25 protein-coding genes are annotated in these 21,157 nt (G+C 41.0%); 16 read left to right on the top strand and 9 right to left on the bottom strand.

Annotation, left to right across the window (positions count from 1 at the left end):
* The first annotated feature begins 22 nt into the window (after window positions 1–22).
* The 6 genes from rpoD to AC1TO6_RS11915 all read left to right on the top strand — a co-directional run bounded on the left by rpoD (window position 23) and on the right by AC1TO6_RS11915 (window position 5,615).
* Window positions 23–1,138 carry an RNA polymerase sigma factor RpoD gene (rpoD, locus tag AC1TO6_RS11940; protein ID WP_482101833.1) on the top strand — a complete coding sequence of 372 codons (1,116 nt, stop codon included), beginning with the start codon at window positions 23–25 and terminating at the stop codon, window positions 1,136–1,138.
* Between the two features lie 206 nt (window positions 1,139–1,344).
* A complete protein-coding gene (locus AC1TO6_RS11935; protein WP_482101832.1) occupies window positions 1,345–1,896 on the top strand; it encodes a hypothetical protein in 552 nt (183 codons plus the stop codon).
* Between the two features lie 93 nt (window positions 1,897–1,989).
* Window positions 1,990–3,129, top strand: coding sequence for an acyl-CoA dehydrogenase family protein (locus AC1TO6_RS11930; RefSeq protein ID WP_482101831.1), 1,140 nt, complete (start codon window positions 1,990–1,992; stop codon window positions 3,127–3,129).
* Window positions 3,130–3,302: 173 nt separating this feature from the next.
* Window positions 3,303–3,677, top strand: coding sequence for a cytochrome c550 (gene cccA / locus AC1TO6_RS11925; RefSeq protein WP_482101830.1), 375 nt, complete (start codon window positions 3,303–3,305; stop codon window positions 3,675–3,677).
* Between the two features lie 124 nt (window positions 3,678–3,801).
* Window positions 3,802–4,500 (top strand): tRNA (adenine(22)-N(1))-methyltransferase, encoded by a 699-nt coding sequence (locus AC1TO6_RS11920; protein WP_482101829.1) that lies wholly within the window; start codon window positions 3,802–3,804, stop codon window positions 4,498–4,500.
* On the top strand, window positions 4,497–5,615 hold the full coding sequence (locus AC1TO6_RS11915) for a Nif3-like dinuclear metal center hexameric protein (RefSeq protein ID WP_482101828.1): 1,119 nt from the start codon (window positions 4,497–4,499) through the stop codon (window positions 5,613–5,615). The genes AC1TO6_RS11920 and AC1TO6_RS11915 overlap by 4 nt, the downstream gene beginning before the upstream one ends.
* A 42-nt stretch (window positions 5,616–5,657) precedes the next feature.
* On the opposite strand, the gene AC1TO6_RS11910 is transcribed toward AC1TO6_RS11915, so the two are convergent.
* Both AC1TO6_RS11910 and vrrA read right to left on the bottom strand, forming a co-directional pair.
* Window positions 5,658–6,635 (bottom strand): 4-hydroxy-3-methylbut-2-enyl diphosphate reductase, encoded by a 978-nt coding sequence (locus AC1TO6_RS11910; protein WP_482101827.1) that lies wholly within the window; start codon window positions 6,633–6,635, stop codon window positions 5,658–5,660.
* A 63-nt stretch (window positions 6,636–6,698) separates the two neighbouring features.
* Window positions 6,699–7,127: a VrrA/YqfQ family protein gene (gene vrrA / locus AC1TO6_RS11905; protein WP_482101826.1), complete on the bottom strand. Its 429-nt coding sequence runs from the start codon at window positions 7,125–7,127 to the stop codon at window positions 6,699–6,701.
* Between the two features lie 112 nt (window positions 7,128–7,239).
* Between vrrA and AC1TO6_RS11900 the strand changes: the two genes are divergently transcribed.
* Window positions 7,240–8,535, top strand: a complete 1,296-nt coding sequence (locus AC1TO6_RS11900; protein ID WP_482101825.1) for a DEAD/DEAH box helicase — start codon at window positions 7,240–7,242, stop codon at window positions 8,533–8,535.
* Window positions 8,532–9,437, top strand: a complete 906-nt coding sequence (locus tag AC1TO6_RS11895) for a deoxyribonuclease IV (RefSeq protein ID WP_482101824.1) — start codon at window positions 8,532–8,534, stop codon at window positions 9,435–9,437. Before AC1TO6_RS11900 ends, AC1TO6_RS11895 begins: the two co-directional genes overlap by 4 nt.
* 70 nt (window positions 9,438–9,507) lie before the next feature.
* Here the strand turns inward: AC1TO6_RS11895 and AC1TO6_RS11890 are convergent, their stop codons facing one another.
* Window positions 9,508–9,756 carry a hypothetical protein gene (locus AC1TO6_RS11890; RefSeq protein ID WP_482101823.1) on the bottom strand — a complete coding sequence of 83 codons (249 nt, stop codon included), beginning with the start codon at window positions 9,754–9,756 and terminating at the stop codon, window positions 9,508–9,510.
* A 102-nt stretch (window positions 9,757–9,858) separates the two neighbouring features.
* On the opposite strand from AC1TO6_RS11890, the gene AC1TO6_RS11885 reads away from it, so the two are divergent.
* From AC1TO6_RS11885 to AC1TO6_RS11875, 3 genes are read left to right on the top strand one after another with little or no spacing between them, the layout of a single operon-like run.
* A complete protein-coding gene (locus AC1TO6_RS11885) occupies window positions 9,859–10,629 on the top strand; it encodes a metal ABC transporter ATP-binding protein (protein ID WP_482101822.1) in 771 nt (256 codons plus the stop codon).
* Window positions 10,626–11,492 (top strand): metal ABC transporter permease, encoded by an 867-nt coding sequence (locus AC1TO6_RS11880; protein ID WP_482101821.1) that lies wholly within the window; start codon window positions 10,626–10,628, stop codon window positions 11,490–11,492. The genes AC1TO6_RS11885 and AC1TO6_RS11880 overlap by 4 nt, the downstream gene beginning before the upstream one ends.
* Entirely contained in the window at window positions 11,489–11,905 is a 417-nt protein-coding gene (locus tag AC1TO6_RS11875; protein WP_482101820.1) for a Fur family transcriptional regulator, read from the top strand. The genes AC1TO6_RS11880 and AC1TO6_RS11875 overlap by 4 nt, the downstream gene beginning before the upstream one ends.
* A gap of 52 nt (window positions 11,906–11,957) precedes the next feature.
* Here the strand turns inward: AC1TO6_RS11875 and AC1TO6_RS11870 are convergent, their stop codons facing one another.
* The 4 genes from AC1TO6_RS11870 to AC1TO6_RS11855 all read right to left on the bottom strand — a co-directional run bounded on the left by AC1TO6_RS11870 (window position 11,958) and on the right by AC1TO6_RS11855 (window position 14,628).
* Window positions 11,958–12,536: a 5' nucleotidase, NT5C type gene (locus AC1TO6_RS11870; RefSeq protein WP_482101819.1), complete on the bottom strand. Its 579-nt coding sequence runs from the start codon at window positions 12,534–12,536 to the stop codon at window positions 11,958–11,960.
* Complete coding sequence (gene ispG / locus AC1TO6_RS11865) at window positions 12,533–13,657, bottom strand: flavodoxin-dependent (E)-4-hydroxy-3-methylbut-2-enyl-diphosphate synthase (RefSeq protein ID WP_482101818.1); 1,125 nt, start codon at window positions 13,655–13,657, stop codon at window positions 12,533–12,535. The genes AC1TO6_RS11870 and ispG overlap by 4 nt, the downstream gene beginning before the upstream one ends.
* An 86-nt stretch (window positions 13,658–13,743) precedes the next feature.
* Window positions 13,744–14,079 carry a hypothetical protein gene (locus AC1TO6_RS11860; RefSeq protein ID WP_482101817.1) on the bottom strand — a complete coding sequence of 112 codons (336 nt, stop codon included), beginning with the start codon at window positions 14,077–14,079 and terminating at the stop codon, window positions 13,744–13,746.
* A 45-nt stretch (window positions 14,080–14,124) separates the two neighbouring features.
* Window positions 14,125–14,628 carry a DUF1189 family protein gene (locus AC1TO6_RS11855; RefSeq protein WP_482101816.1) on the bottom strand — a complete coding sequence of 168 codons (504 nt, stop codon included), beginning with the start codon at window positions 14,626–14,628 and terminating at the stop codon, window positions 14,125–14,127.
* Window positions 14,629–14,813: 185 nt separating this feature from the next.
* On the opposite strand from AC1TO6_RS11855, the gene AC1TO6_RS11850 reads away from it, so the two are divergent.
* The 4 genes from AC1TO6_RS11850 (at window position 14,814) to AC1TO6_RS11835 (ending at window position 19,927) form a co-directional block, all read left to right on the top strand.
* Window positions 14,814–16,445 (top strand): Na/Pi cotransporter family protein, encoded by a 1,632-nt coding sequence (locus AC1TO6_RS11850; RefSeq protein ID WP_482101815.1) that lies wholly within the window; start codon window positions 14,814–14,816, stop codon window positions 16,443–16,445.
* 23 nt (window positions 16,446–16,468) lie between these two features.
* Complete coding sequence (locus AC1TO6_RS11845; protein ID WP_482101814.1) at window positions 16,469–16,951, top strand: DUF456 domain-containing protein; 483 nt, start codon at window positions 16,469–16,471, stop codon at window positions 16,949–16,951.
* A 99-nt stretch (window positions 16,952–17,050) separates the two neighbouring features.
* On the top strand, window positions 17,051–17,653 hold the full coding sequence (locus AC1TO6_RS11840) for a superoxide dismutase (RefSeq protein ID WP_482101813.1): 603 nt from the start codon (window positions 17,051–17,053) through the stop codon (window positions 17,651–17,653).
* Window positions 17,654–17,776: 123 nt separating this feature from the next.
* Entirely contained in the window at window positions 17,777–19,927 is a 2,151-nt protein-coding gene (locus tag AC1TO6_RS11835; RefSeq protein ID WP_482101812.1) for a peptidoglycan D,D-transpeptidase FtsI family protein, read from the top strand.
* Between the two features lie 40 nt (window positions 19,928–19,967).
* On the opposite strand, the gene AC1TO6_RS11830 is transcribed toward AC1TO6_RS11835, so the two are convergent.
* Together AC1TO6_RS11830 and AC1TO6_RS11825 are read right to left on the bottom strand one after the other, a co-directional pair.
* Window positions 19,968–20,459, bottom strand: coding sequence for a hypothetical protein (locus AC1TO6_RS11830; protein ID WP_482101811.1), 492 nt, complete (start codon window positions 20,457–20,459; stop codon window positions 19,968–19,970).
* Window positions 20,456–20,818, bottom strand: a complete 363-nt coding sequence (locus tag AC1TO6_RS11825) for a hypothetical protein (protein ID WP_482101810.1) — start codon at window positions 20,816–20,818, stop codon at window positions 20,456–20,458. Before AC1TO6_RS11825 ends, AC1TO6_RS11830 begins: the two co-directional genes overlap by 4 nt.
* Window positions 20,819–20,989: 171 nt before the next feature.
* On the opposite strand from AC1TO6_RS11825, the gene rpmG reads away from it, so the two are divergent.
* The gene (rpmG, locus tag AC1TO6_RS11820) at window positions 20,990–21,139 is read left to right on the top strand and encodes a 50S ribosomal protein L33 (RefSeq protein ID WP_179391711.1); all 150 of its coding nucleotides are present in this window, start codon (window positions 20,990–20,992) and stop codon (window positions 21,137–21,139) included.
* Window positions 21,140–21,157: the final 18 nt, after the last annotated feature.

Here is a 21,157-nt window from a genome sequence, read left to right as displayed (position 1 = left end):
GTACTAAGGAGGAACGGGTTAGATGAGTAAAAAAGAGAAATCCGAAGATATGGAAATTGAATTGACTGTTGAAGAAGTGAAAGCAAACCTGTTGGAAGCCGGAAAGAAAACAGGTGAACTCACTCTCGATGAGGTTACAGAAAAGTTATCTGTTTTTGAAATGGAACCTGAACAGTTTGAAGAGTTCCTCGATTTGATTGAAGTGCAGGGCATTGAAATGGATCGTAAGGGTGACGAAGAAGCTGGAGATGGCAAAGCAGTGCCGGAAGAGAAATTCGATTTGAATGACCTTAGTGTACCGCCAGGTGTTAAAATCAACGACCCAGTGAGAATGTACTTGAAAGAAATCGGCCGTGTTGATTTATTGACGGGTGCAGAGGAAGTTGAACTCGCAATTCGAATTCTCGATGGTGATGAAGAAGCTAAGAAGCGACTTGCTGAAGCCAATCTTCGTCTTGTCGTCAGTATTGCAAAAAGATATGTGGGACGCGGGATGTTGTTCCTAGACTTAATACAAGAAGGTAATATGGGTCTTATAAAAGCAGTAGAGAAGTTTGATCATACGAAAGGTTTCAAATTTAGTACGTATGCAACATGGTGGATACGTCAGGCAATTACCCGCGCAATCGCAGACCAAGCCCGAACAATTCGAATTCCTGTACACATGGTTGAAACGATCAATAAATTGATTCGGGTTCAACGTCAATTGCTACAAGATCTTGGTCGTGAACCGTCTCCAGAAGAAATTGGGGAAGAAATGGATTTGACTGCTGAAAAAGTACGTGAAATTCTAAAAATCGCACAAGAGCCTGTATCTTTGGAAACGCCAATCGGGGAAGAAGATGATTCTCATCTTGGTGACTTCATCGAAGACTCAGAGGCTCAATCTCCATCCGATCATGCTGCATATGAACTATTGAAAGAACAATTAGAAGATGTACTTGATACATTGACGGACAGGGAAGAGAATGTCCTTCGTCTACGGTTCGGTCTCGACGATGGTCGTACAAGAACACTTGAAGAGGTTGGTAAAGTGTTCGGTGTTACACGTGAGCGAATTCGCCAGATTGAAGCTAAAGCACTTCGTAAACTGCGTCATCCTTCAAGAAGTAAACGTTTAAAAGATTTCTTAGAATAATAAACGGGCATCGGCATAACTATTGCCGGTGTTTTTTTACTACTTACGAAGAAGTTGTAGAAATCTTACTAGGAGGTTATACAACCCTGAAGGTTTTATCTTTATCAGTGCTGGCAACTTCTAGTGCTTTTGTGTCTACACAGATAACAAGTAGCTGATTTTTTGCATTGGCTTCTCCCTACATTCATCAAGGAGCGATTATGACCATGAATCCACAGCGAAAAAGGATGATTATTTCTGAAATTAAGTATTGGAAAGAAAATAAGCTGTTGCCTGAGCATTACTGTGATTTCCTTGTCACTCTGTACACCCAGGGTGAAGATGAAAATGAAATAAAAATTGTCGAAGGAGTACTACTTAAGGAAAAAAAGAAATTAAACCGAACAATTATTATGCTCACCATGTTAACGACTTTTATCAGCGTTTGCATGTTCGTTTTTATCCATCATCCTATACTGACGCTATCTTTAGCAGCATTTGTAATCTTTCTATTTCTACTGTCTACACTACGTAAATCAACTGTCCAAATGCGGATTACTCCTTTACTATACATACTGGCTTCTTTCTTATTGTTGTTTATGTCCCTCAAGTTATGGATGGTCTTTTTCGAAGGAAATAGAATGCTTCTCATTGGGTTGCTCATTTTGAACTGCTCACTTTGGCTAATTGCCGGTCGTTTGCACAAATTGGCATATTTGACGATTTCTGGAATTGTAGGTTTGCTTTTAATCATCGGATTTCTAATCGTTTCGTTCTAAAAATCCAACTAACTTTCAAGATATGCTGTGAAAACAGAAAACAATTCGTTATAATTGGAATTGTAAGCGTTCACAAAAAAGGGGATGAAGATGTTGAATTTCGATTTGACTGAAGAACAACAGATGATTAGAAAAATGATTCGGGAGTTTGCGGATGAAGTTGTTGCACCCGGTGCAATTGATCGCGATCGGACTAAAGAGTTTCCAGTGGAAATTTTTAAGCAACTGTCTGATATGGGAATGATGGGCTTGCCGTTTTCGGAAGAATATGGAGGCGGAGGTTCTGACACGGTAAGTTTTGCCATTGTCACGGAGGAGCTTAGCCGAGCATGTGCATCGACGGGGATTACATACTCCGCGCACATATCACTGGGAGGAGCACCGCTCAACCTGTTCGGAACGGAAGAGCAGAAACATAAGTACCTGACGCCAATTTGTACTGGGGAATCTTTTGGTGCATTTGGTTTGACAGAATCTAATGCAGGATCCGATGCGGGGGGGACGCAAACGACTGCAAAATTGGACGGGGATGATTTTGTCATCAACGGTTCAAAAGTGTTCATCACAAATGCAAGCTACGCTAAGCACATTGCAATCACTGCCATTACAGGAAATAAAGGCGGGGAGAAAGAAATTAGTGCGATTATTGTGCCAACCGATGCAGAAGGTTTCACGGTTATCGATAATTATGAAAAAATGGGCCTTAATGCTTCTAATACGACGGAGTTGGTATTGGAAAACGTACGTGTCCCGAAAGAGAACCTTCTCGGCATCCAAGGTAACGGCTTCAGGCAGTTCTTGGTCACTCTAGATGGCGGACGCATCGGGATCGGCGCTATGGCGTTAGGAATCGCTCAGGCGGCGTTTGATCGGGCACTACGCTACTCGAAAGAACGTAAACAATTCGGGAAGGCACTTTCCGAATTTCAAATAACGCAATTCAAGTTGGCTGATATGGCAATGAAAATAGAACTGGCGCGTAATATGGTCTATAAAGCAGCTTGGTTGAAAGACCAGGGACGGCCTTTTTCAAAAGAGGCGTCGATGTGTAAATTATATGCCTCAGAAATCGCTATGGAAGTTGCAAGTGAAGCAATACAGATTCATGGTGGATACGGCTATATGAAAGAGTATGAGGTCGAACGTTATTTGCGCGATGCAAAGCTTCTTGAGATTGGAGAAGGGACTTCAGAAGTCCAACGAATGGTCATTGCAAGACTAATCGGCTGTTAAGAACTTACCAGATTCCGAGAAGTTTGCTGATTTAAACTGAAATATTTGTCGAATTTGTCACAAAGGGCGAAAAGATCAGCAATAACTCTTTCAGTTTTCTATTAGATACAGTACAATAATAGTTGTGAACTGTATTCATTACAGAATAGATCCTGATAAAGGAGGGTAATTTAATGAGTAGAAATCCAATAGTACCTTATATCTTAATTTTCGCACTTGGAATTGGTCTAATTTTCTTCATGTCTCTTTACGGACTTGATCAGAAAAAAGAAATTGCTGAACAAGGTGAAGATGGGGCAACTGAAGAAGTCGCACCAGCAGACACAGCCGATTTTGATGCTGAAGCAGTTGCTCAAGGGAAATGTATCGGTTGTCACGGTGGAGATCTAACAGGTGGAATGGCACCAGCGTTGGCTGGAACTAGTCTATCTAAAGATGAACTTAAAGACGTGATATTACATGGTACTGACGGCGGAATGCCGGGCGGACTAGTTAAAGACGATGCCGAGCTAGATGCAATGGCGGATTACATTTTATCACTTAAATAATTCTTGAATTTGCAAGGAGCTGTCAGTCAGCAGAAGTTTTTGTTGACTGATGGCTCTTTCTATTTGTGTATCGTGTAAAATGGTTAATATCGTAGACACTATTTTAAGGAAGGATGTGGATGTAATGAATTCCGAACGATTATCGAACAGATTGATGTCGGTTGCTTCTTTCGTTAAGGAAGGAGCAGTTGTTGCGGATATCGGCAGTGATCATGCTTATTTGCCTTGTTTTCTAATCCATTCAAAGATGGCAAGAAAGGCAATTGCAGGTGAAGTAGCTAAAGGGCCATATGAATCCGCCGTTAGCAATGTACGGAGAGAAAACCTATTGGATGTTATTTCTATTCGTTTGGCAGATGGTTTATTTGCCATAGAGGAGAATGATGGGGTTGATACGGTGACGATAGCTGGAATGGGAGGCCCACTAATAGCCTCTATTTTAGAAAACGGCAAAGATCGCCTTTTTGATGTAAATCGAATCATCGCACAGCCCAACATATATGCGAGGGCAGTCCGTGAATGGGCAGTATCCAATGATTGGAAAGTTGTTGATGAACATATTTTAAAAGAAGATGGAAAAATATACGAAATTCTCGTGTTGGAAAAAGGTAGAACTACGTATAGTGAATTGGAAATGATGGCGGGACCCATCCTGCTCATATCTAAAACGGATGTATTCATTGAGAAATGGGGAATTGAGTTATCAGAATGGAATCGTGTGCTTGATTCGCTCGAAAATGCAACGGAAACAGATGCGGTTAGGGTGAAAAAAGAACAATTGAGAAGCCATATCGAATTAGTTGGGAAGGTGTTAACTAAATGAAAAAAGTGAACGGTAATGAAATTATAGAGCTTTTTGAAAACTGGTCTCCGAAACGTTTTGCGGTGGAAGGGGACCCGGTAGGCCTGCACATCGGACAGTTAAACCGGTTGGTAGAAAAAGTCCTCATCACACTGGATGTAAATGAGGAAGTTGTAGACGAAGCAATCCAAAGAGGCGCAAATCTTATCATTGCGCACCACCCACCGATTTACAGGCCATTAAAGAGACTTTTAACGGACACACCCCAAGGTAGAATGTTCGAAAAGTGTATTAAGAATGATATTTCCGTTTATGCGGCACATACTAATCTCGACATCGCACCTGGCGGAGTGAACGATATGTTAGCAAAAAAACTAGGCTTAGTTGACACGGAAATCGTTGAACCAACATCTGTTGAGTCATTATACAAACTAGTCGTCTTCAGTCCAGAGAGCCATGCGGATGCGATTAGGGATGTGTTGGCAAAGGCTGGTGCGGGTGCAATTGGGAATTATGCCGGATGCAGTTTCAGTTCACCCGGAATTGGCCGCTTCAGACCAACAAAAGGGGCGGATCCATTTATTGGCGTAATCGGCCAAAGGGAAGAAGTTGAGGAAGTTAAGATCGAGGTTGTTGTGCCAGGACCACTCAAAAGTAAGGTGCTAAAGGCGATGCTTAATTCCCATCCTTACGAAGAGCCAGCGTATGATTTCTTTGAACTTGATCAGCCAGGGACCGAATATGGCCTAGGGAGAATTGGAAAACTACCAACAAAATTGACGCTTGCAGATTTTGCGGAACAAGTGAAAAGTATTTTTGCTGTGCCTGCACTTCGATTCGTTGGTGATCCAAAAAAAGAAATTCAAAAGGTAGCAGTTCTTGGCGGGGACGGTAACAAATATATAACTGCCGCTAAGTACAGTGGCGCAGATGTCCTTGTAACCGGAGACTTGAATTACCATATAGCTCATGATGCACAAGCGTTGAATTTAGCGGTTATAGACCCGGGTCATAATATTGAGAAGGTCATGATTGAAGGGGTTGCAGTTCACATGCAAAATGCGAGTAAAGAAGCTGGATACGATGTTACATATCTTCAATCAGAAATCATCACGGAGCCATTCATTTTCATGTAAAGAACAATAAAAACCGGCCTCTTACTACGGAGGCCGGTTTCTTTAGGTTGTTGCATATGGTTCAATTCGTATGACAGGTGTAGGATGTTTGATTTTCGGTAAAATTTTCTCCAGTGGAAATTTGCGTTCTGGAATTTGTGTAGATGGATCTTCTGGATTGAAGTTTTCCAAAAATGCAATCACTTCACGGACGACCAATGTTGGCGTCGAGGCACCAGCTGTGACACCAACAGTCTTGATACCTTCCAACCATTTTACATCAAGTTCGGAAACATCGGAAATCCGATATGAAGGTGTGTTAGCAATTTCAACGGAAACTTGTGTTAGACGGTTCGAATTATTACTTTTAGGATCCCCAACGACGATGAGAAGCTCAGATTCCCCTGCTTGTTGTGCAACAGCCTCTTGTCTAACTTGTGTAGCTAGGCAAATTTCTTTATGAACTTCGATATGTGGATATTTTTCCTTAAGTGCGTCCATAATGTGAACGACGTCCCATTGGCTCATGGTTGTCTGGTTTGTAACGAGCAATTTAGTAGTCTCGAGCTCCAGGTTATTCACATCTTCAATCGATTCAATTAAATGCACAGCATGGGGGGCCACGCCAATTGCACCTTCCGGCTCGGGATGATACTTCTTACCGATATAAACGATATCGTATCCTTCCGCAGTCTTTTCTCCGATTAAATCATGCGTTACAGTTACATCCGGACAAGTCGCATCAATCGAAACAAGGCCTTTTCTTTTCGCTAGTTCACGCACTTCAGGTGAAACACCGTGTGCTGTGAAGATTACTGTCCCTGTTTCGACTTTCTCGAGAATCTCCAAACGATTTTCTCCGTCGAGTGTTATGATGCCATCTGCTTCAAAGGCATCCGTAACATGTTTGTTATGAACAATCATTCCGAGTATATAAATGGGTCTCGGCAATGTTTTGTCGAGTGCCGCATTTCTTGCTATGATCATTGCATCGACAACCCCGTAACAGTAGCCTCTAGGGGTAATCTTTAATACTTTCATACAGACTCACTCCTCTAATAGGATCTACCACCATTATAGCGGAGTTGGGCTGCTGTTTCAAAATTATCGAATGGGCGGCTGAAATATTCGGGGGACAGATGGGCCGGGTGCGACATTCGCAACTGTTGCCCTTGTTGGTGTAGATGCCGTTCCGCCTGCGGGTGGGAGCGATTGAAAGCCTTTGTATAATCTCCACATCGCGGGCAAGTTTTGAACCATCGGCGCAAATTGCTGGACGACAGGTGCGAATTGCTGAGCAGTGTTTAGGAAACGATTAGCCGTTTGCATGTATTCCTCCATTTTTGATGGCCCTTGTTGCGAACCTGGGCCAGGCGTCGGACCGCCAAATGGATTGTTCGACGGACCATTCATGAATGGTTGTCTGTGTGCTTGTGGTGGTGCCACTCGAGGGGGCTGTCCGAAGCCCGATTGTCCCATTGGATGGGGTGGCGGTTGTTGTCGCGCAAATGGATAAAAGGACTCATACCTCATAATTATCTCCTTTCAATAAATCAGAATGAACTTTCACATAGTATACTATGCGAAAATCGCATACGGCGGAACGAAATCATGTTACAATAGGTGTACATTAGGAGGGTTACGAATGTCTAAATTTACAGATTATCAATTTAAACCGTTTATACGTGAAGCAATCGGGAGGCTCGGCTTTGAGAATCCGACACCGATTCAAAAGGAAATTATACCGCTTATCCTGAAAGGGACAAATGCGATTGGACAAGCACATACAGGGACAGGTAAATCACACAGTTTCCTCATTCCAATACTGGAACGGACAGATGTATCTGTTGATGAATTGCAAGCAGTCATCACCGCACCAACAAGAGAGCTTGCAACGCAACTGTTTAACGAGCTTGCTAAGATGACTGAAGGTACTGAAGTACGTACATCACTACTCATAGGTGGTACAGACAAGCAACGATCAATTGGGAAACTAAAATCAAATCCCCATATTATCGTTGGAACACCAGGGCGAATCAGTGATATGTCTGAAAATGGAGCTCTTGCTATCCATACTGCAAAAATTTTAGTTATCGATGAAGCGGATCTTGCATTTGATATGGGCTTTATCGAGGATATCGATAAGTTTGCATCGAAAATGCCCGCTAAATTGGAAATGTATGTTTTCTCTGCTACGATTCCAGAGAAATTAAAACCGTTCCTTACGAAATATATGGAGTCACCTGTTCATGTGAAAATTGGTGAACGTAAACCATTGACGGAAGGGATGCGCTATTCTCTCGTTCCTGTTCGCGGTATGAACAAAAGAAAGAAATTGTTGCAAGTAATGGAGGGAATTAATCCCTATTTGGCAATTATCTTTATGAATACAAGACAAAATGCTGAAGGACTTGCAACTTTCCTTGCAGAAAGCGGCATTAAAGTCGGAAGAATTCATGGAGATTTAACACCGCGCGAACGGACACGGATGATGAAACAGGTTCGTGATCTTGAATTCCAATATATAGTAGCGACAGATCTTGCAGCGCGCGGAATTGATATTCCGGGTGTCAGCCATGTAATCAACTTTGAACTTCCTGATGACCTTGAGTTTTTCATTCACCGCGTGGGTCGTACTGCACGAGCAGGGCTTAAGGGGACAGCAATTACATTATATGAACCTTCTGAGGACGACAAAGTAGTGAGAATTGAAAAGATGGGTATTCCTTTTGTCCATGAAGAAGTGAAAAATGGTGAATGGGTTGAAGTAAAAGAACGCCATTCAAGAAGAAATAGAGTTAAGGAAACAGACGATATTGACCGCAAAGCAATTTCGTTCGTACCAAAGCCATCGAAAGTAAAACCTGGCTATAAGAAGAAAATGGCTCAGCAAGTTGAAAGTTTTAAAAAGAGGGAAAGGAGATTGAAACGTAAAAAATGATAAATGATAAACCATTATTGCTTGGCTCCCATGTTTCGATGAGTGGTAGTAAAATGCTACTGGGCTCGAGTGAGGAAGCTGCAAGTTACGGAGCAACTACATTTATGATTTATACCGGTGCACCGCAAAATACGCGGAGAAAACCGATTGAGGATCTGAATATTGCAGCAGGTCATCTAAATATGGAGGAAAATGGACAATCTAATATCGTCGTCCATGCTCCGTACATCATCAACATAGCGAATACGTTTAAGCCTGAAACTTTCAGACTCGGTGTTGATTTTCTGCAAAGTGAAATTGAACGGACGGCTGCACTTGGCGTTGACCAAATTGTTTTACATCCAGGCGCACATGTCGGAGCAGGTGTAGATCTCGGAATTGCAAAAATCATCGAAGGATTAAATGAAGTACTTTCACAAGACTACCCAGTTCGCATAGCCCTCGAAACGATGGCGGGTAAGGGGACTGAGTGTGGCCGTAGTTTTGATGAAATAGCTGCAATTATCGATGGTGTGACACATAACGAACGTTTATCTGTTTGTTTCGATACCTGTCATGTCCATGACGCTGGGTATGATATCGTAAATGATTTCGAAGGTGTGCTAATGGAGTTCGATAAGATTGTTGGAATGGATAGAATTTCAGTCATTCACGTAAATGATAGTAAGAATGAGCGAGGGGCAATGAAAGACCGGCATGAAAATATCGGATTCGGTCATATCGGTTTCGAACCTCTTTCTTATATCGTGCACCACGAGGGATTCCAGACGGTGCCTAAAATTCTTGAAACTCCATTTGTAGGTGTTGATCCTAAAAAGAAAACTGCACCTTATAAATATGAAATAGAAATGTTTAAAGCGAAATCATTTCAGCCTGATGTAATTGATTTATTAAGAGTCTAATAAGAAAATCCCGCCTGCAAAGTTACAAAGTGCAGGCGGGATTTTAGTGTATAAGGGTGTTTACGTTTTTTCACTGGGTGGAGTCTAAATATTTCTTGAATAGTATTTCTGTTTTTTTATCACCTATAACGATTCTAACTTTATTAATGAACGTTTCAGGGACACCTGTGAATAGCCAATGAAATGAAATTTCATCCAGTAAAGGGCGAAGCGCCCTAATTTCTGATTTTGAAAGATCGATACCATATTGTCCTGCAATGACTTTGACTTCAGCATCGCTACGTGTCTTCACTTCATTTAATAGTTGAACATAATCCATTATTGATTCCTTCTTTCTTAAATGGTTGTATCCCCTCGTACAATAGTTTATAATTTGACGAGTGAATCGTAATGATTCCTGTTTCGTGAAAGGAATAGTAAAATGACAAATAACATTATTCAATTGGACGATGTCAGTTTCAGTTATGAGCAGGCAATCGCTCTTGATCAAATCTCTCTCGAAGTAGGAGAAGGGGAATTTTGGGCCTTGATAGGACCAAATGGGTCCGGTAAATCAACTCTTATCAATATTATTCTTGGTCTATTACAGCCATCCAGTGGTTCGATAAAATTGTTTGGTGCAGATATAAATTCATTTAGACACCGGGAACGAATTGGTTATGTTTCACAGAAATCTAATTCATTCAATTCTGGTTTTCCGGCGACAGTCCGTGAAGTCGTGCGCAGCGGTTTGACTCGAAAAGTAGGATTGTTCAAGAGTTTTTCGAAAAAAGATGAGCACCGAACATTGGAAGCACTTCGCATCGTTGGAATGGATCGTTTTGTCAGTCGGAATATGGGTGAATTATCTGGTGGCCAACAGCAGCGTGTTTTTATAGCAAGAGCGCTTGCAGGGGAACCGGATCTTCTTATTATGGATGAACCCACTGTTGGAATTGACCAACAGAATGTGGCATCGTTTTATTCTATGCTTAATAAACTAAACCGTGAGCATGGAATAGCAATCTTGCTTGTAACACATGAAATTGACCTCGTGACGGATCTCGCAACGCATGTAGCCTGTTTAAATCGGTCGATTCATTTTCATGGCAGACAATCAGATTATAAAAAAATGGAAGACGAAGACGTTTCAAGATGGTATGGCCACCCTGTTCGACGCGTTCACCAGCAAACGAATGAGGTAAAACGATGATTAATGATATTTTATCCTATGAGTTTTTACAGAATGCATTCTTATCCGGATTAATCATCGGAGTTATTGCTCCTTTACTTGGCTTGTTTATCGTCGTCAAAAGGCTTTCACTCATCGCTGACGCACTTAGCCATGTTGCTCTTGCTGGAATCGCCGGAAGCCTTTACTTGAGCCAGCAGGTGCTGTTTTTCAGTGCATTGAACCCTGTTTACTTTGGGATTGCATCCGCTGTGGGCGGATCGTTGCTAATTGAAAAACTAAGAGGTGCATATCGTCATTATGAGGAACTAGCTATTCCGGTTATCATGTCTGCGGGAATAGGGGTCGGAGCAATTTTCATTTCATTATCGCAAGGGTTCGGCTCCGATTTAATCGGCTATTTATTCGGTTCCGTTTCGGCGGTTAGCAGACAGGACCTACTTGTTGTTGTCGTTATTGGAATCATCGTGGTATTATATATCCGTTTTCTGTATAAGGAATTATTTGTCTTATCATTCGATGCGGAGTATGCAAAGGTTTCAGGTATTAATTCACGGTATATCCAAATGATCCTCATGATTATAACAGCTCTTGTCATTGGGGCTTCTATGCGGATTGTTGGTATCTTGTTAGTCTCATCGCTCATGACGATTCCAGTGGCATCGGCAATTCAACTCGCAAAAAGCTTTAAGGGTGCGATGATCTATTCAATTATATTTGGCGAATTGGCTGTTATTATTGGACTTATTTCCGCGTATCATCTTGATATCGCACCGGGGGGAACAATTGTCGTTACGTCAGTACTGGTTCTATTAGTCGTTCTTGTTTGGAAGAAAATACAGGGAGGGCGCAATGCCCATGCGGTTAAGGAGGAATTGGTATGACACTTGATGAGGCTTGGCGTCTTCTCCAGGAAAAACAGTTTAAACGAACAAAAAATAGAGATACCATATTACAGTTATTCTCTGAAAATGATCGTTATTTAACAGCTCTGGAAGTTAAAAACTTTATGGAAGACGATAATCCTGGAATTAGCTTCGATACAATTTATCGTAATTTATCAACCTTTTCAGAACTAGGTATACTAGAAGAAACCGATTTAAATGGAGACCGGCACTTCCGAATGCAGTGTGATCCGGGCGTTCATCATCATCACTTTATATGTACAACATGTGGAAAGACACGAAGCATAACACATTGCCCCATGGAAATGATTACTGTCAATTTACCTGACTATGAAGTGGAAGGGCATAAATTTGAGATATACGGCAAATGTCCATTATGTGTCATAAACTAGAAAACGGTGTGAATCTCTTTTAATAGAGATTCACACCGTTTTTATATTCGATTTAAGCTATCAAAACTGGGAATAGCTGTTTGATAACATTATTTGCTTCTTGCCAGTCATAAACTCGGATGACACCATCGGGAATGGGATTCCGATTATACGGTGTATCGAATAATATGACTGGAATATCAAGCTCTTCATGAATTTCAACTGCATTGTCATGCTTGTCTTCAAAAAATGCATGAACATCAAACTTTTTCGCTGTTGCAATTTTATTGTGACTACCGATGAGTTCGATATGATCGTAAGGAATATCCTGCAATTTGAACCAATCAAGTGTGGAATCATATACTTGATGACCCCTTGCAGAAATGTAATAAAGTTCGAACATTGCTTTCCAATCGGTCAAAACTTGTTTAGCGTATTTTTGTGCAGGAGAAGTTTCGTAAATGCTCGTTTCGGCTCCTTTATACCACTCGAAGAAGATTTTTTCATCAACCGGAAATGCTTTTGTCAGATCATATTCTTTTATATCATCTAGAACAAGATTGCATCCGAATTGCTCATTGATATGTGGCAGTAAAGAAGTAGGGCAAGTTACTGTACCGTCGATATCAATGCCGAAGCGAAGGTTTCTCATTCGACTTTCTCAGCTTGTATGAGAAGTTCTTCTTGTCTTTTCTTTTCGAAATATTCTTCTGCGAGTTTGTCTATTTCAATTTTCAATTCTTCCACCATAGTTGCTTCTGGAACTTTTCGAACTGTTTTCCCTTTCATGAAGAGGAGACCTTCACCACGTGCTCCTGCAATTCCAATATCGGCTTCACGTGCTTCGCCGGGACCGTTTACTGCACAGCCGAGAACTGCAACTTTTAGTGGGGCTTTAATATGTGAAATATATTCCTCTACTTCATTTGCTATGGTAATGAGGTCGATTTCAATTCTTCCGCAGGTTGGACATGAAATAAGTGTTGCTGCATTGGAAGAAAGACCGAATATTTTTAGTAATTCGCGAGCTACTTTGATTTCTTGAACAGGATCAGCACTTAATGAGACTCGCATCGTGTTGCCAATGCCTGCGGATAGAAGTGTACCTAAACCGGCAGAGCTTTTAATAGACCCTGAAAATAGTGTTCCAGACTCCGTGATGCCCAGGTGTAATGGATAGTCGAATGCTGCCGCCGCTTTTTGATAGGCCTCGACCGCTAAATTTACATCTGAAGCTTTCAATGACACAATGATGTCGTGGAAATCGAGGTCTTCAAGAATTTTGATATGGTGCAAAGCGCTTTCTACCATACCATCAGCAGTTGGATACCCGTACTTTTCAAGAATTTTCTTTTCAAGTGAACCGGCATTAACACCGATTCGAATCGGAATGCCTTTTGCCTTTGCAGCGTTGACGACTGCTTCGACTTTGGCTTGTCTACCGATATTTCCAGGATTGATGCGAATCTTATCGGCACCTTGTTCAATAGCGATTAACGCCAACTTGTAATCGAAATGGATATCGACAACGAGAGGAATGTTAATCCGTTTTTTTATTTCACCGATTGAATAAGCTGCACGTTCGTCCGGACAGGCAACTCGTACGATTTGACACCCTGCTTCTTCCAAGCGCAAAATTTCTGCTACTGTCGCTTCAATGTCATGCGTTTTGGTAGTCGTCATACTTTGAATGAATAGCTCATCGCTTCCCCCAATAGTCAAATTACCGACTTTTACGGGACGTGTGTTCTTTCTATTTATCATTGCACTCATTTGTTTCTCTCCTTAGTTGGCAATTAGCCTTATAACTATAACTATTTTAGCAATCTTCATGCCAAAAAGACAAGGGACAACCCTTATCAATTAGAACCTGCACACTTCTCCGTTAGCAGACTGGATAGTGGTAGAACAACTTTTTCTCCGCCAATAATCTGCTGGTTTTGAAGATGAGGATTAAAGGAATAGAAGGAAGACAACCTATCGATGAAACTGGATTCAGTATCCGGGTAAAGTGCAAATAGCGTTTCAATAGTGTCCCCAGCAACTGTCGTAACAGTTATGGATGTACTTTTTTCTTCTTCACATTGTTTTTGTTCATTCTTAAAAGAAGCGAGTGGGATAGTGCCTTCCACTAAATCAATTCGGATGAAATGGAACGTTACGAAAAGTAAAACTGCGAGTAGTAGTATTCTCATGGAAATTCCCCCTTCCGCCACTATATGCACGTAAGGGGGGAATATTCATCTAGTTATTTTTGGATAATACTTAGCCGCCGCTGCGATATATGCTAGATGAATAGAAAATGTGATTACTGTACTGAAGGTCTTTAGTGCAGGCAAGAAATCGAGTCCTATCGTCATAAGAATTGGTAAGGTAATCGCAATAGCAGAAGTTCTCCACATATGACGATACTCACCACGTCTTTTCATCAGTTTCAACACAATTATTCCTATTAATCCAAAAAGACTAACCCTGAGGAATATATAGGAAGTGCTGATGACGAGTTGGAGCAGGAAAGCCATTGGATACACCAGTCCGCCAATTGTTTCACCGTGTTCCAATTGTTCGGGTGAGGCCTCGAAGAGAACCTCGTTCCCTCCCAGGTAACGTATGAGTGAGAGGGTTGTAAAAATAGCAACAAAAATGAATATATAGCTGAACACCTTGCCAATCGGAAGTAAGCGGAATGCAGCAAGTTTTTTGGGTTCAAATAGGGATGCTTTAAATAGCTGGTGGAACTTCATTTTTTACCTCCTCCATCTATTCTAATTCTATCATTTTGTCCACAACAATATCTGACAGTATGATGACACTTCTAAAACTGATTGTAAAGGGATTGTAAAGTTTGGATTGCTTCTATTTACAATTCGATACAGCTATTCCCATAATAAGATGCACTATATAAAGTTAGATGGAGGTCGACTGCATAATGGAAGTTAACTGGCAGGAGATGTTGTTCCAGTTTCTTGGTGGACTCGGAATTTTCTTGTTCGCAATCAAGTATATGGGAGACGGACTTCAAAAAGCAGCCGGGGATAGGTTGCGTGCAATTCTTGATCGTTTCACGACGAACCCGTTCATGGGCGTATTGGTCGGAATTATTGTTACAGTCTTGATTCAGTCTAGTTCAGGTACAACTGTCATTACGGTGGGACTTGTCAGTGCCGGTTTCATGACACTTCGTCAAGCGATTGGCGTGATAATGGGTGCAAATATCGGGACAACGATTACGGCTTTTATCATCGGATTAGATGTAGGGGCGTATGCACTTCCAATTATGGCTGTTGGTGCATTTCTAATCTTTTTCATTAGAAAGAGCTCAATTAGAAACTTGGGTGAAGTCATCTTTGGCTTTGGAGGTCTATTCCTGGGCCTTGAACTAATGAGTGGAGGTATGAAGCCTCTCAGGGAATTGGAAACATTCACGGATCTTATGGTTTCCATGAGTGACCAACCAATGTTAGGTGTCGTTGTTGGAACGGTATTTACACTAATTGTTCAAAGCTCGAGTGCTACCGTTGGAATATTACAGGGTCTTTATGCTGAAAATCTTGTAGACATTCACGGAGCTCTGCCAATTCTATTTGGTGATAATATTGGAACGACAATAACAGCGGTTCTTGCGTCAATCGGCGCATCAGTAGCGGCAAAGCGTGCGGCTGCTACACATGTATTGTTTAATATTGTTGGGACAATTATCTTTATGTTGTTACTGGTACCTTTCACGGCATATGTAGTGTGGTTATCAGATGTACTCAATCTTGAAAATAAAATGCAAATTGCTTTTGCGCACGGTACGTTCAATATTGTGAATACGATTATTCAGTTTCCTTTAATTGGAGCTTGGGCTTGGTTGGTTACAAAATTGATTCCCGGCGAAGATGTTACGATCGAGTACAAACCGAAACATCTGGACAGGAATTTTATAGAACAATCACCAGCTGTTGCAATTGGACAAGCGAAAGAAGAAATCATTCGAATGGGCGAATTTGGGGTGCGTGGTTTGCAAGAGTCTTTTGAGTATTTAAAGACAGGCAATAAAAAACATGCGGAGACGGCATATCACATTGAAGATGCCATCAATAACCTTGATAGAAAAATTACAGACTATTTAGTTGAGATTACAACAGTAAGTATTTCGCCGGTAGAATCTGCACGTCACTTCATGCTTATGGATACTGTGCGTGATATTGAGCGGATAGGTGATCATTTCGAAAACATTGTAGAACTTATTGATTACCGCGATGTAAACCGAGTTAAACTGACAGCAGATGCAATGGATGACTTAACTGAAATGTTCACATTAACGATTGAAACAGTTCAAAAAGCCGTCGAATCACTTAACTCGAATGATGTTGATTTGGCCAGAATGGTGGCTGAAAAAGAGGTTCTCATTGATAGGATGGAACGGAAATTCAGAAAGAATCACATTTTAAGGCTAAATGAGGGTCGTTGTACAGCGCAATCGGGAATGGTGTTTGTAGATATTGTCTCTAATTTAGAGCGAGTCGGTGACCATGCTGTGAATATCGCGGAAGCAATTCTTGGAAACAGAGCATAATCGTTTTTTAGGGGGATGAATTTATGGAGTTTGTAGGTTGGATTGTTGCGATTGCTATGTTTATTATTGCTTTTGCCGGACTCGTATATCCAATCATTCCGTCAGCCCTCTTTATAGTTGGAGGTTTCCTCCTATATGGATTTATCGATACATTTGACGGAATGACTATATGGTTTTGGATTATTCAAGTGTTGTTCGTTATCTTGTTGTTCGGCGCAGATACATTGTCGAATCTCGTCGGTGTGAAAAAGTTCGGTGGTTCTAAGGCTGGTATGTGGGGAAGTACAATCGGACTTTTAATTGGTCCTTTTGTTATTCCGGTTGCGGGTATTTTAATTGGCCCATTTCTAGGAGCAGTCATTGCAGAACTAGCCGTATCGCGCGCGGGAGTGAAGCAAGCGGTGAAAACAGGTATTGGTTCGCTAGTCGGATTTTTAACTTCAGTGGTGACAAAAGGGCTGGTTATGGTTATTATGATTATTGTATTTGTATTCTATGTTAGATAAAAAATGATGTAATAGTCCATTTTGTTTGAACGTTTTCAATAATTTTGCTAATGTTGAATGCGTAACGTATTTATGAATCTCTCGAGGAGGAATGTACAAATGGCTTACAAACTACCAGAACTACCTTATGCAGAAAATGCACTTGAACCACACTTTGACAAAGAAACGATGAATATTCACCACACGAAACACCATAATGCATATGTGACGAACTTGAATAACGCACTAGAAGGAAATGAAGAACTTCTAAACAAATCAATCGAAGATCTAATTGCGAATCTTGATGCAGTTCCAGAAGACAAACGTACTGCTGTCCGCAACAATGGCGGAGGTCATGCGAACCACTCACTATTCTGGGAACTACTTTCACCAGAAGGCGGCGGTAATCCTTCAGGTGCACTAGCGGAAGCGATAGATAAGAAATTCGGTAGTTTTGATGCATTCAAGGAAGAGTTCGCTAAAGCAGGAGCAACTCGTTTCGGATCTGGATGGGCTTGGCTTGTACTAAACGGCGGAGAGCTTGAAATCACGTCAACTCCAAACCAAGATTCACCAATCATGGAAGGTAAAACGCCTCTTCTCGGTCTTGACGTTTGGGAACACGCATATTACTTGAACTATCAAAACCGTCGTCCTGACTACATTTCAGCATTCTGGAATGTTGTTAATTGGGATGCGGTAGCAAAACGTTTCAGTAATTAATTTTTAATCTACTAAATTCTTCGATGAAAAGGAACCAAGCACACATCTTGTTCGTCAAGATGTGTGCTTTTCTATTTTTGAATGTTATAATTCAACATGGATAAACGGAGAAAGGAGGACAATATGAAAAAGAAGATAGGTAAGGCGGATCAAGCTAAAATACGCCAACGGAAACATATCGCTTTTCGGATGAACTTCCTATTCTTTTCTATTTTTATCCTGTTTTCAATGTTAATTTTCCGTCTTGGCTATTTACAAATCGTCAAAGGTGAAGATTATTCCCGTGCGCTGGAAAGAACGGAAGAAATCGCCGTTAATACAAGCGTACCTCGGGGCAGGTTATTTGATAGAATGGGACATGTCCTTGTTGATAATGATCCGAAAAATGCCATTACATATACGAAGACGACATCTACCAGTTCGCTAGAAATGCTGAATATCGCTAAAAAACTATCCGAATTGATTGAACAAGATACGAAAAGGATAACGGCGGGCGATAAAAGGGACTTTTGGATATTAAATCATCCCGAAGAAGCAGTTAAAAAAGTTTCTGAAAAAGAATTGATGACGATTCAGAAGGACAGTTCACTTTCACGAATGGAAGTTCAGCGGAAGATAAATGGACTTACACGAGAACGAGTTACAAAAAAGGAAATAGATTCTTTCTCTGAAAAAGATCTTGAGGTGTTGGCGATTTACAGGGAAATGATGTCAGGTTATGCCTATTCTCCGCAAATCGTTAAAAGTGGAAATGTCTCGGAAGAGGAATTCGCAGTGGTGTCCGAGCGCCTTGGAGAATTGCCAGGTGTCGATACAACGACGGACTGGGAAAGAGTTAAAAAATCGGATAATACGATACTTGGATCAACTACAAGTCCGATTGAAGGTATTCCTAAATCTAGGGAAGATTACTTTTTGGCAAGAGATTACTCTAGAAATGACAGGGTTGGAAGAAGTTACATCGAACAATATTATGAAGAACTGCTAAAAGGGCAGAAAACAATTGTAAAGAATATTAAAGACCGCAGCGGCCGTGTCGTCGAAACAAAGACAATAAACGAAGGCGAACCCGGTAAGGATTTAATATTAACGATTGATAGTGAACTGCAACAGGAACTCGAGAAAGTTGTGTCTGATAAACTTTTGGAATTGAAAAGGGGACCAAATTCGGGGGAACTGGATAAGGCTTTCTTAGTTATGATGAATCCTAATAATGGCGAGGTTCTTTCACTTGTTGGAAAGCAAGTCGTTACTAATAAAGAAACAGGTAAGCTCGAAATTTGGGATTATGCATTTGGTACGTTCACTGCACTCCATGAAGCGGGTTCAACAATCAAGATGGCGACGCTTCTTACGGGGTATCAGGAAAATGTGGCACGTATCGGCGAAACGAAGATAGATGAACCAATTAGAATCGGTGGTTTTACAAAAAGATCACTGTTTAATCAAAACGGTAGGGTTGCTGTAAATGATATTCAAGCAATCGGTAGGTCTTCAAACGTTTATATGTTCCGTATTGCATTGGCCTTGGCGAATTCTAACTATAGTTCTGAAGATTCGGCACTTATTAGAGCAAATGCATTTGATACTTTCCGACAATCTTTTGCATCTTTCGGATTAGGAACAAAAACCGGCATTGACTTACCGGGTGAGTCAGGCGGCCTGATTGGCGATAGTAATTCAATAGGTATTTTAATGGATTTATCCATTGGACAGTTCGATACTTATTCAACACTTCAGCTCGCCCAGTTTGTCTCTACGATCGCAAATGGCGGCTATCGGATAGCTCCTAAGGTACTTAAGGAGATTCGCGAACCTTCTGAAGATGGAAAAACTCTAGGTCCACTTATTCAGGAGACGGACATTAATGTTTTAAACAGAATAAAAAATACTGAAGCGGAGATCAACCAAGTGAAGCGCGGTATGCACTATGTCTATTACGGTCAAAACGGGACAGCCAAGAATCTCTTTGCTGGAAAAGATTATGATGCCGGTGGGAAGACGGGAACCGCACAAGCATTCAGTTCAGGAAAACCGACAATCAATTTATCACATGTCGGCTTTGCCCCTTTTGAAAACCCTGAAATTGCATATGCAATCATAATTCCTAACATATCGACAAATCAGAGAAGCTATCCATATGCGCAGAATGAAATTATTCAGCAAGCTGTGGACAAATATTTCACTCTGAAGGCAACAAGGGCTTCAGAAGGAATCACACCAAGCGTAACTCAACCAATCATCCAGACACCTGAAGTGGAAACTGGTAAATAGAAAGAAAGTAGGGAAGCCAGAAAAATGGTTTCCCTACTTTCTATTTTACAGTCGTTATTTCTTTAGCAATCGCATGGAAATCCATTGACGAATCTACTTTATGTTCACCAATCTGAATTTTACCCGTTAGCCCATTACCAGCAAGAAAGGTATCAAATATGGATGCATCTTCTATAATACCCATTCTTTCCAAATCAGCTGAGACGATTGCAGAATTCGAACCCGATTCAATCCTTAAAATTGTCCATGTAGCAGTGTCTGTGGTTGGGGAGTTACTTTCAGTTACAAAATCTTGCTTGTCATTCACTTTCTCCTCATTCTTCGCTAGGTCAGGCTCCTTAACGGTTGATATGGTTTGAGCGATAGCTAAAAGTTCTTTTGTTTTGGTGAGTTCCTCTCGAAGTTCTACGATTTCACTTTGCGATTGCTGTGCTTTGGAAGGAGTTATACGTTCGCTTTCGTTAAAGAAATAGAGAATCCCTCCGGTAAGAATACACGCGGTCCCGAGTATGCGTAACATATCCTTTATCATGAAACCACACCTCTAGATTGCAATACTGCGATTACCTCTCCGTTTGTTAAGGAAGAGCGTTTAGCAATATCATTAACGGAATATCCTTGGGAATGTAAAGACAAGATTTGGTTAACGATGATTTCATGTACTGGTTTTGTTTGCTTTTTAGCTGTATTGCTTGAAGGGAGAGAACCGGCACCAATCATTAACTCTTCTTCGATAGTTTTTACTCTTTTTTTTAGGCTATTCGTTTCTTGGTGGAGACTAATTGAAACTTTCTCCAATTCGTCCGCATAGTGGGACGCGGAATTACCGATAAAAAATGATGCCAGTATACTTATAAGTCCAATAACAAGAAGAATTATCGGAATGTCCATTTCATCACTTCCTTTGCTTGCTTCTTTTGCTACCATTTTACCATATGCATTTCGTTATGGTAATTTCAATCTTTCTAGTGGACATATACTTCTGATGTGGTACACTTAATTAGTCGTATAAATCATGCTCATATAAAATTTTACATTCCTGATGAGTGGGAGGGACCAACAATGCGCGTAAATATTACACTTGCTTGCACAGAATGCGGTGAGCGCAATTATATTTCAAAGAAAAACAAGCGTAACAATCCAGAACGGATTGAAATGAAAAAATACTGCTCACGTGAAAAGAAACAAACTTTGCATCGTGAAACGAAATAATCGCTCAGACCAAAACCT

This window comes from Sporosarcina sp. Y352, from assembly GCF_056786535.1.
The sequence above is the reverse complement of the archived record's forward strand: the minus strand, read 5'-3'. Positions and strand labels throughout refer to the sequence as shown.

What these genes read in the sequence shown, in the direction of transcription:
- rpoD (WP_482101833.1), top strand. Translation starts at nt 23, where the DNA reads ATGAGTAAAAAAGAGAAATCCGAAGATATGGAAATTGAATTGACTGTT.
- AC1TO6_RS11935 (WP_482101832.1), top strand. Translation starts at nt 1,345, where the DNA reads ATGAATCCACAGCGAAAAAGGATGATTATTTCTGAAATTAAGTATTGG.
- cccA (WP_482101830.1), top strand. Translation starts at nt 3,303, where the DNA reads ATGAGTAGAAATCCAATAGTACCTTATATCTTAATTTTCGCACTTGGA.
- AC1TO6_RS11920 (WP_482101829.1), top strand. Translation starts at nt 3,802, where the DNA reads ATGAATTCCGAACGATTATCGAACAGATTGATGTCGGTTGCTTCTTTC.
- AC1TO6_RS11915 (WP_482101828.1), top strand. Translation starts at nt 4,497, where the DNA reads ATGAAAAAAGTGAACGGTAATGAAATTATAGAGCTTTTTGAAAACTGG.
- AC1TO6_RS11910 (WP_482101827.1), bottom strand. Translation starts at nt 6,635, where the DNA reads ATGAAAGTATTAAAGATTACCCCTAGAGGCTACTGTTACGGGGTTGTC.
- vrrA (WP_482101826.1), bottom strand. Translation starts at nt 7,127, where the DNA reads ATGAGGTATGAGTCCTTTTATCCATTTGCGCGACAACAACCGCCACCC.
- AC1TO6_RS11900 (WP_482101825.1), top strand. Translation starts at nt 7,240, where the DNA reads ATGTCTAAATTTACAGATTATCAATTTAAACCGTTTATACGTGAAGCA.
- AC1TO6_RS11895 (WP_482101824.1), top strand. Translation starts at nt 8,532, where the DNA reads ATGATAAATGATAAACCATTATTGCTTGGCTCCCATGTTTCGATGAGT.
- AC1TO6_RS11890 (WP_482101823.1), bottom strand. Translation starts at nt 9,756, where the DNA reads ATGGATTATGTTCAACTATTAAATGAAGTGAAGACACGTAGCGATGCT.
- AC1TO6_RS11885 (WP_482101822.1), top strand. Translation starts at nt 9,859, where the DNA reads ATGACAAATAACATTATTCAATTGGACGATGTCAGTTTCAGTTATGAG.
- AC1TO6_RS11880 (WP_482101821.1), top strand. Translation starts at nt 10,626, where the DNA reads ATGATTAATGATATTTTATCCTATGAGTTTTTACAGAATGCATTCTTA.
- AC1TO6_RS11875 (WP_482101820.1), top strand. Translation starts at nt 11,489, where the DNA reads ATGACACTTGATGAGGCTTGGCGTCTTCTCCAGGAAAAACAGTTTAAA.
- AC1TO6_RS11870 (WP_482101819.1), bottom strand. Translation starts at nt 12,536, where the DNA reads ATGAGAAACCTTCGCTTCGGCATTGATATCGACGGTACAGTAACTTGC.
- ispG (WP_482101818.1), bottom strand. Translation starts at nt 13,657, where the DNA reads ATGAGTGCAATGATAAATAGAAAGAACACACGTCCCGTAAAAGTCGGT.
- AC1TO6_RS11860 (WP_482101817.1), bottom strand. Translation starts at nt 14,079, where the DNA reads ATGAGAATACTACTACTCGCAGTTTTACTTTTCGTAACGTTCCATTTC.
- AC1TO6_RS11855 (WP_482101816.1), bottom strand. Translation starts at nt 14,628, where the DNA reads ATGAAGTTCCACCAGCTATTTAAAGCATCCCTATTTGAACCCAAAAAA.
- AC1TO6_RS11850 (WP_482101815.1), top strand. Translation starts at nt 14,814, where the DNA reads ATGGAAGTTAACTGGCAGGAGATGTTGTTCCAGTTTCTTGGTGGACTC.
- AC1TO6_RS11845 (WP_482101814.1), top strand. Translation starts at nt 16,469, where the DNA reads ATGGAGTTTGTAGGTTGGATTGTTGCGATTGCTATGTTTATTATTGCT.
- AC1TO6_RS11840 (WP_482101813.1), top strand. Translation starts at nt 17,051, where the DNA reads ATGGCTTACAAACTACCAGAACTACCTTATGCAGAAAATGCACTTGAA.
- AC1TO6_RS11835 (WP_482101812.1), top strand. Translation starts at nt 17,777, where the DNA reads ATGAAAAAGAAGATAGGTAAGGCGGATCAAGCTAAAATACGCCAACGG.
- AC1TO6_RS11830 (WP_482101811.1), bottom strand. Translation starts at nt 20,459, where the DNA reads ATGATAAAGGATATGTTACGCATACTCGGGACCGCGTGTATTCTTACC.
- AC1TO6_RS11825 (WP_482101810.1), bottom strand. Translation starts at nt 20,818, where the DNA reads ATGGACATTCCGATAATTCTTCTTGTTATTGGACTTATAAGTATACTG.
- rpmG (WP_179391711.1), top strand. Translation starts at nt 20,990, where the DNA reads ATGCGCGTAAATATTACACTTGCTTGCACAGAATGCGGTGAGCGCAAT.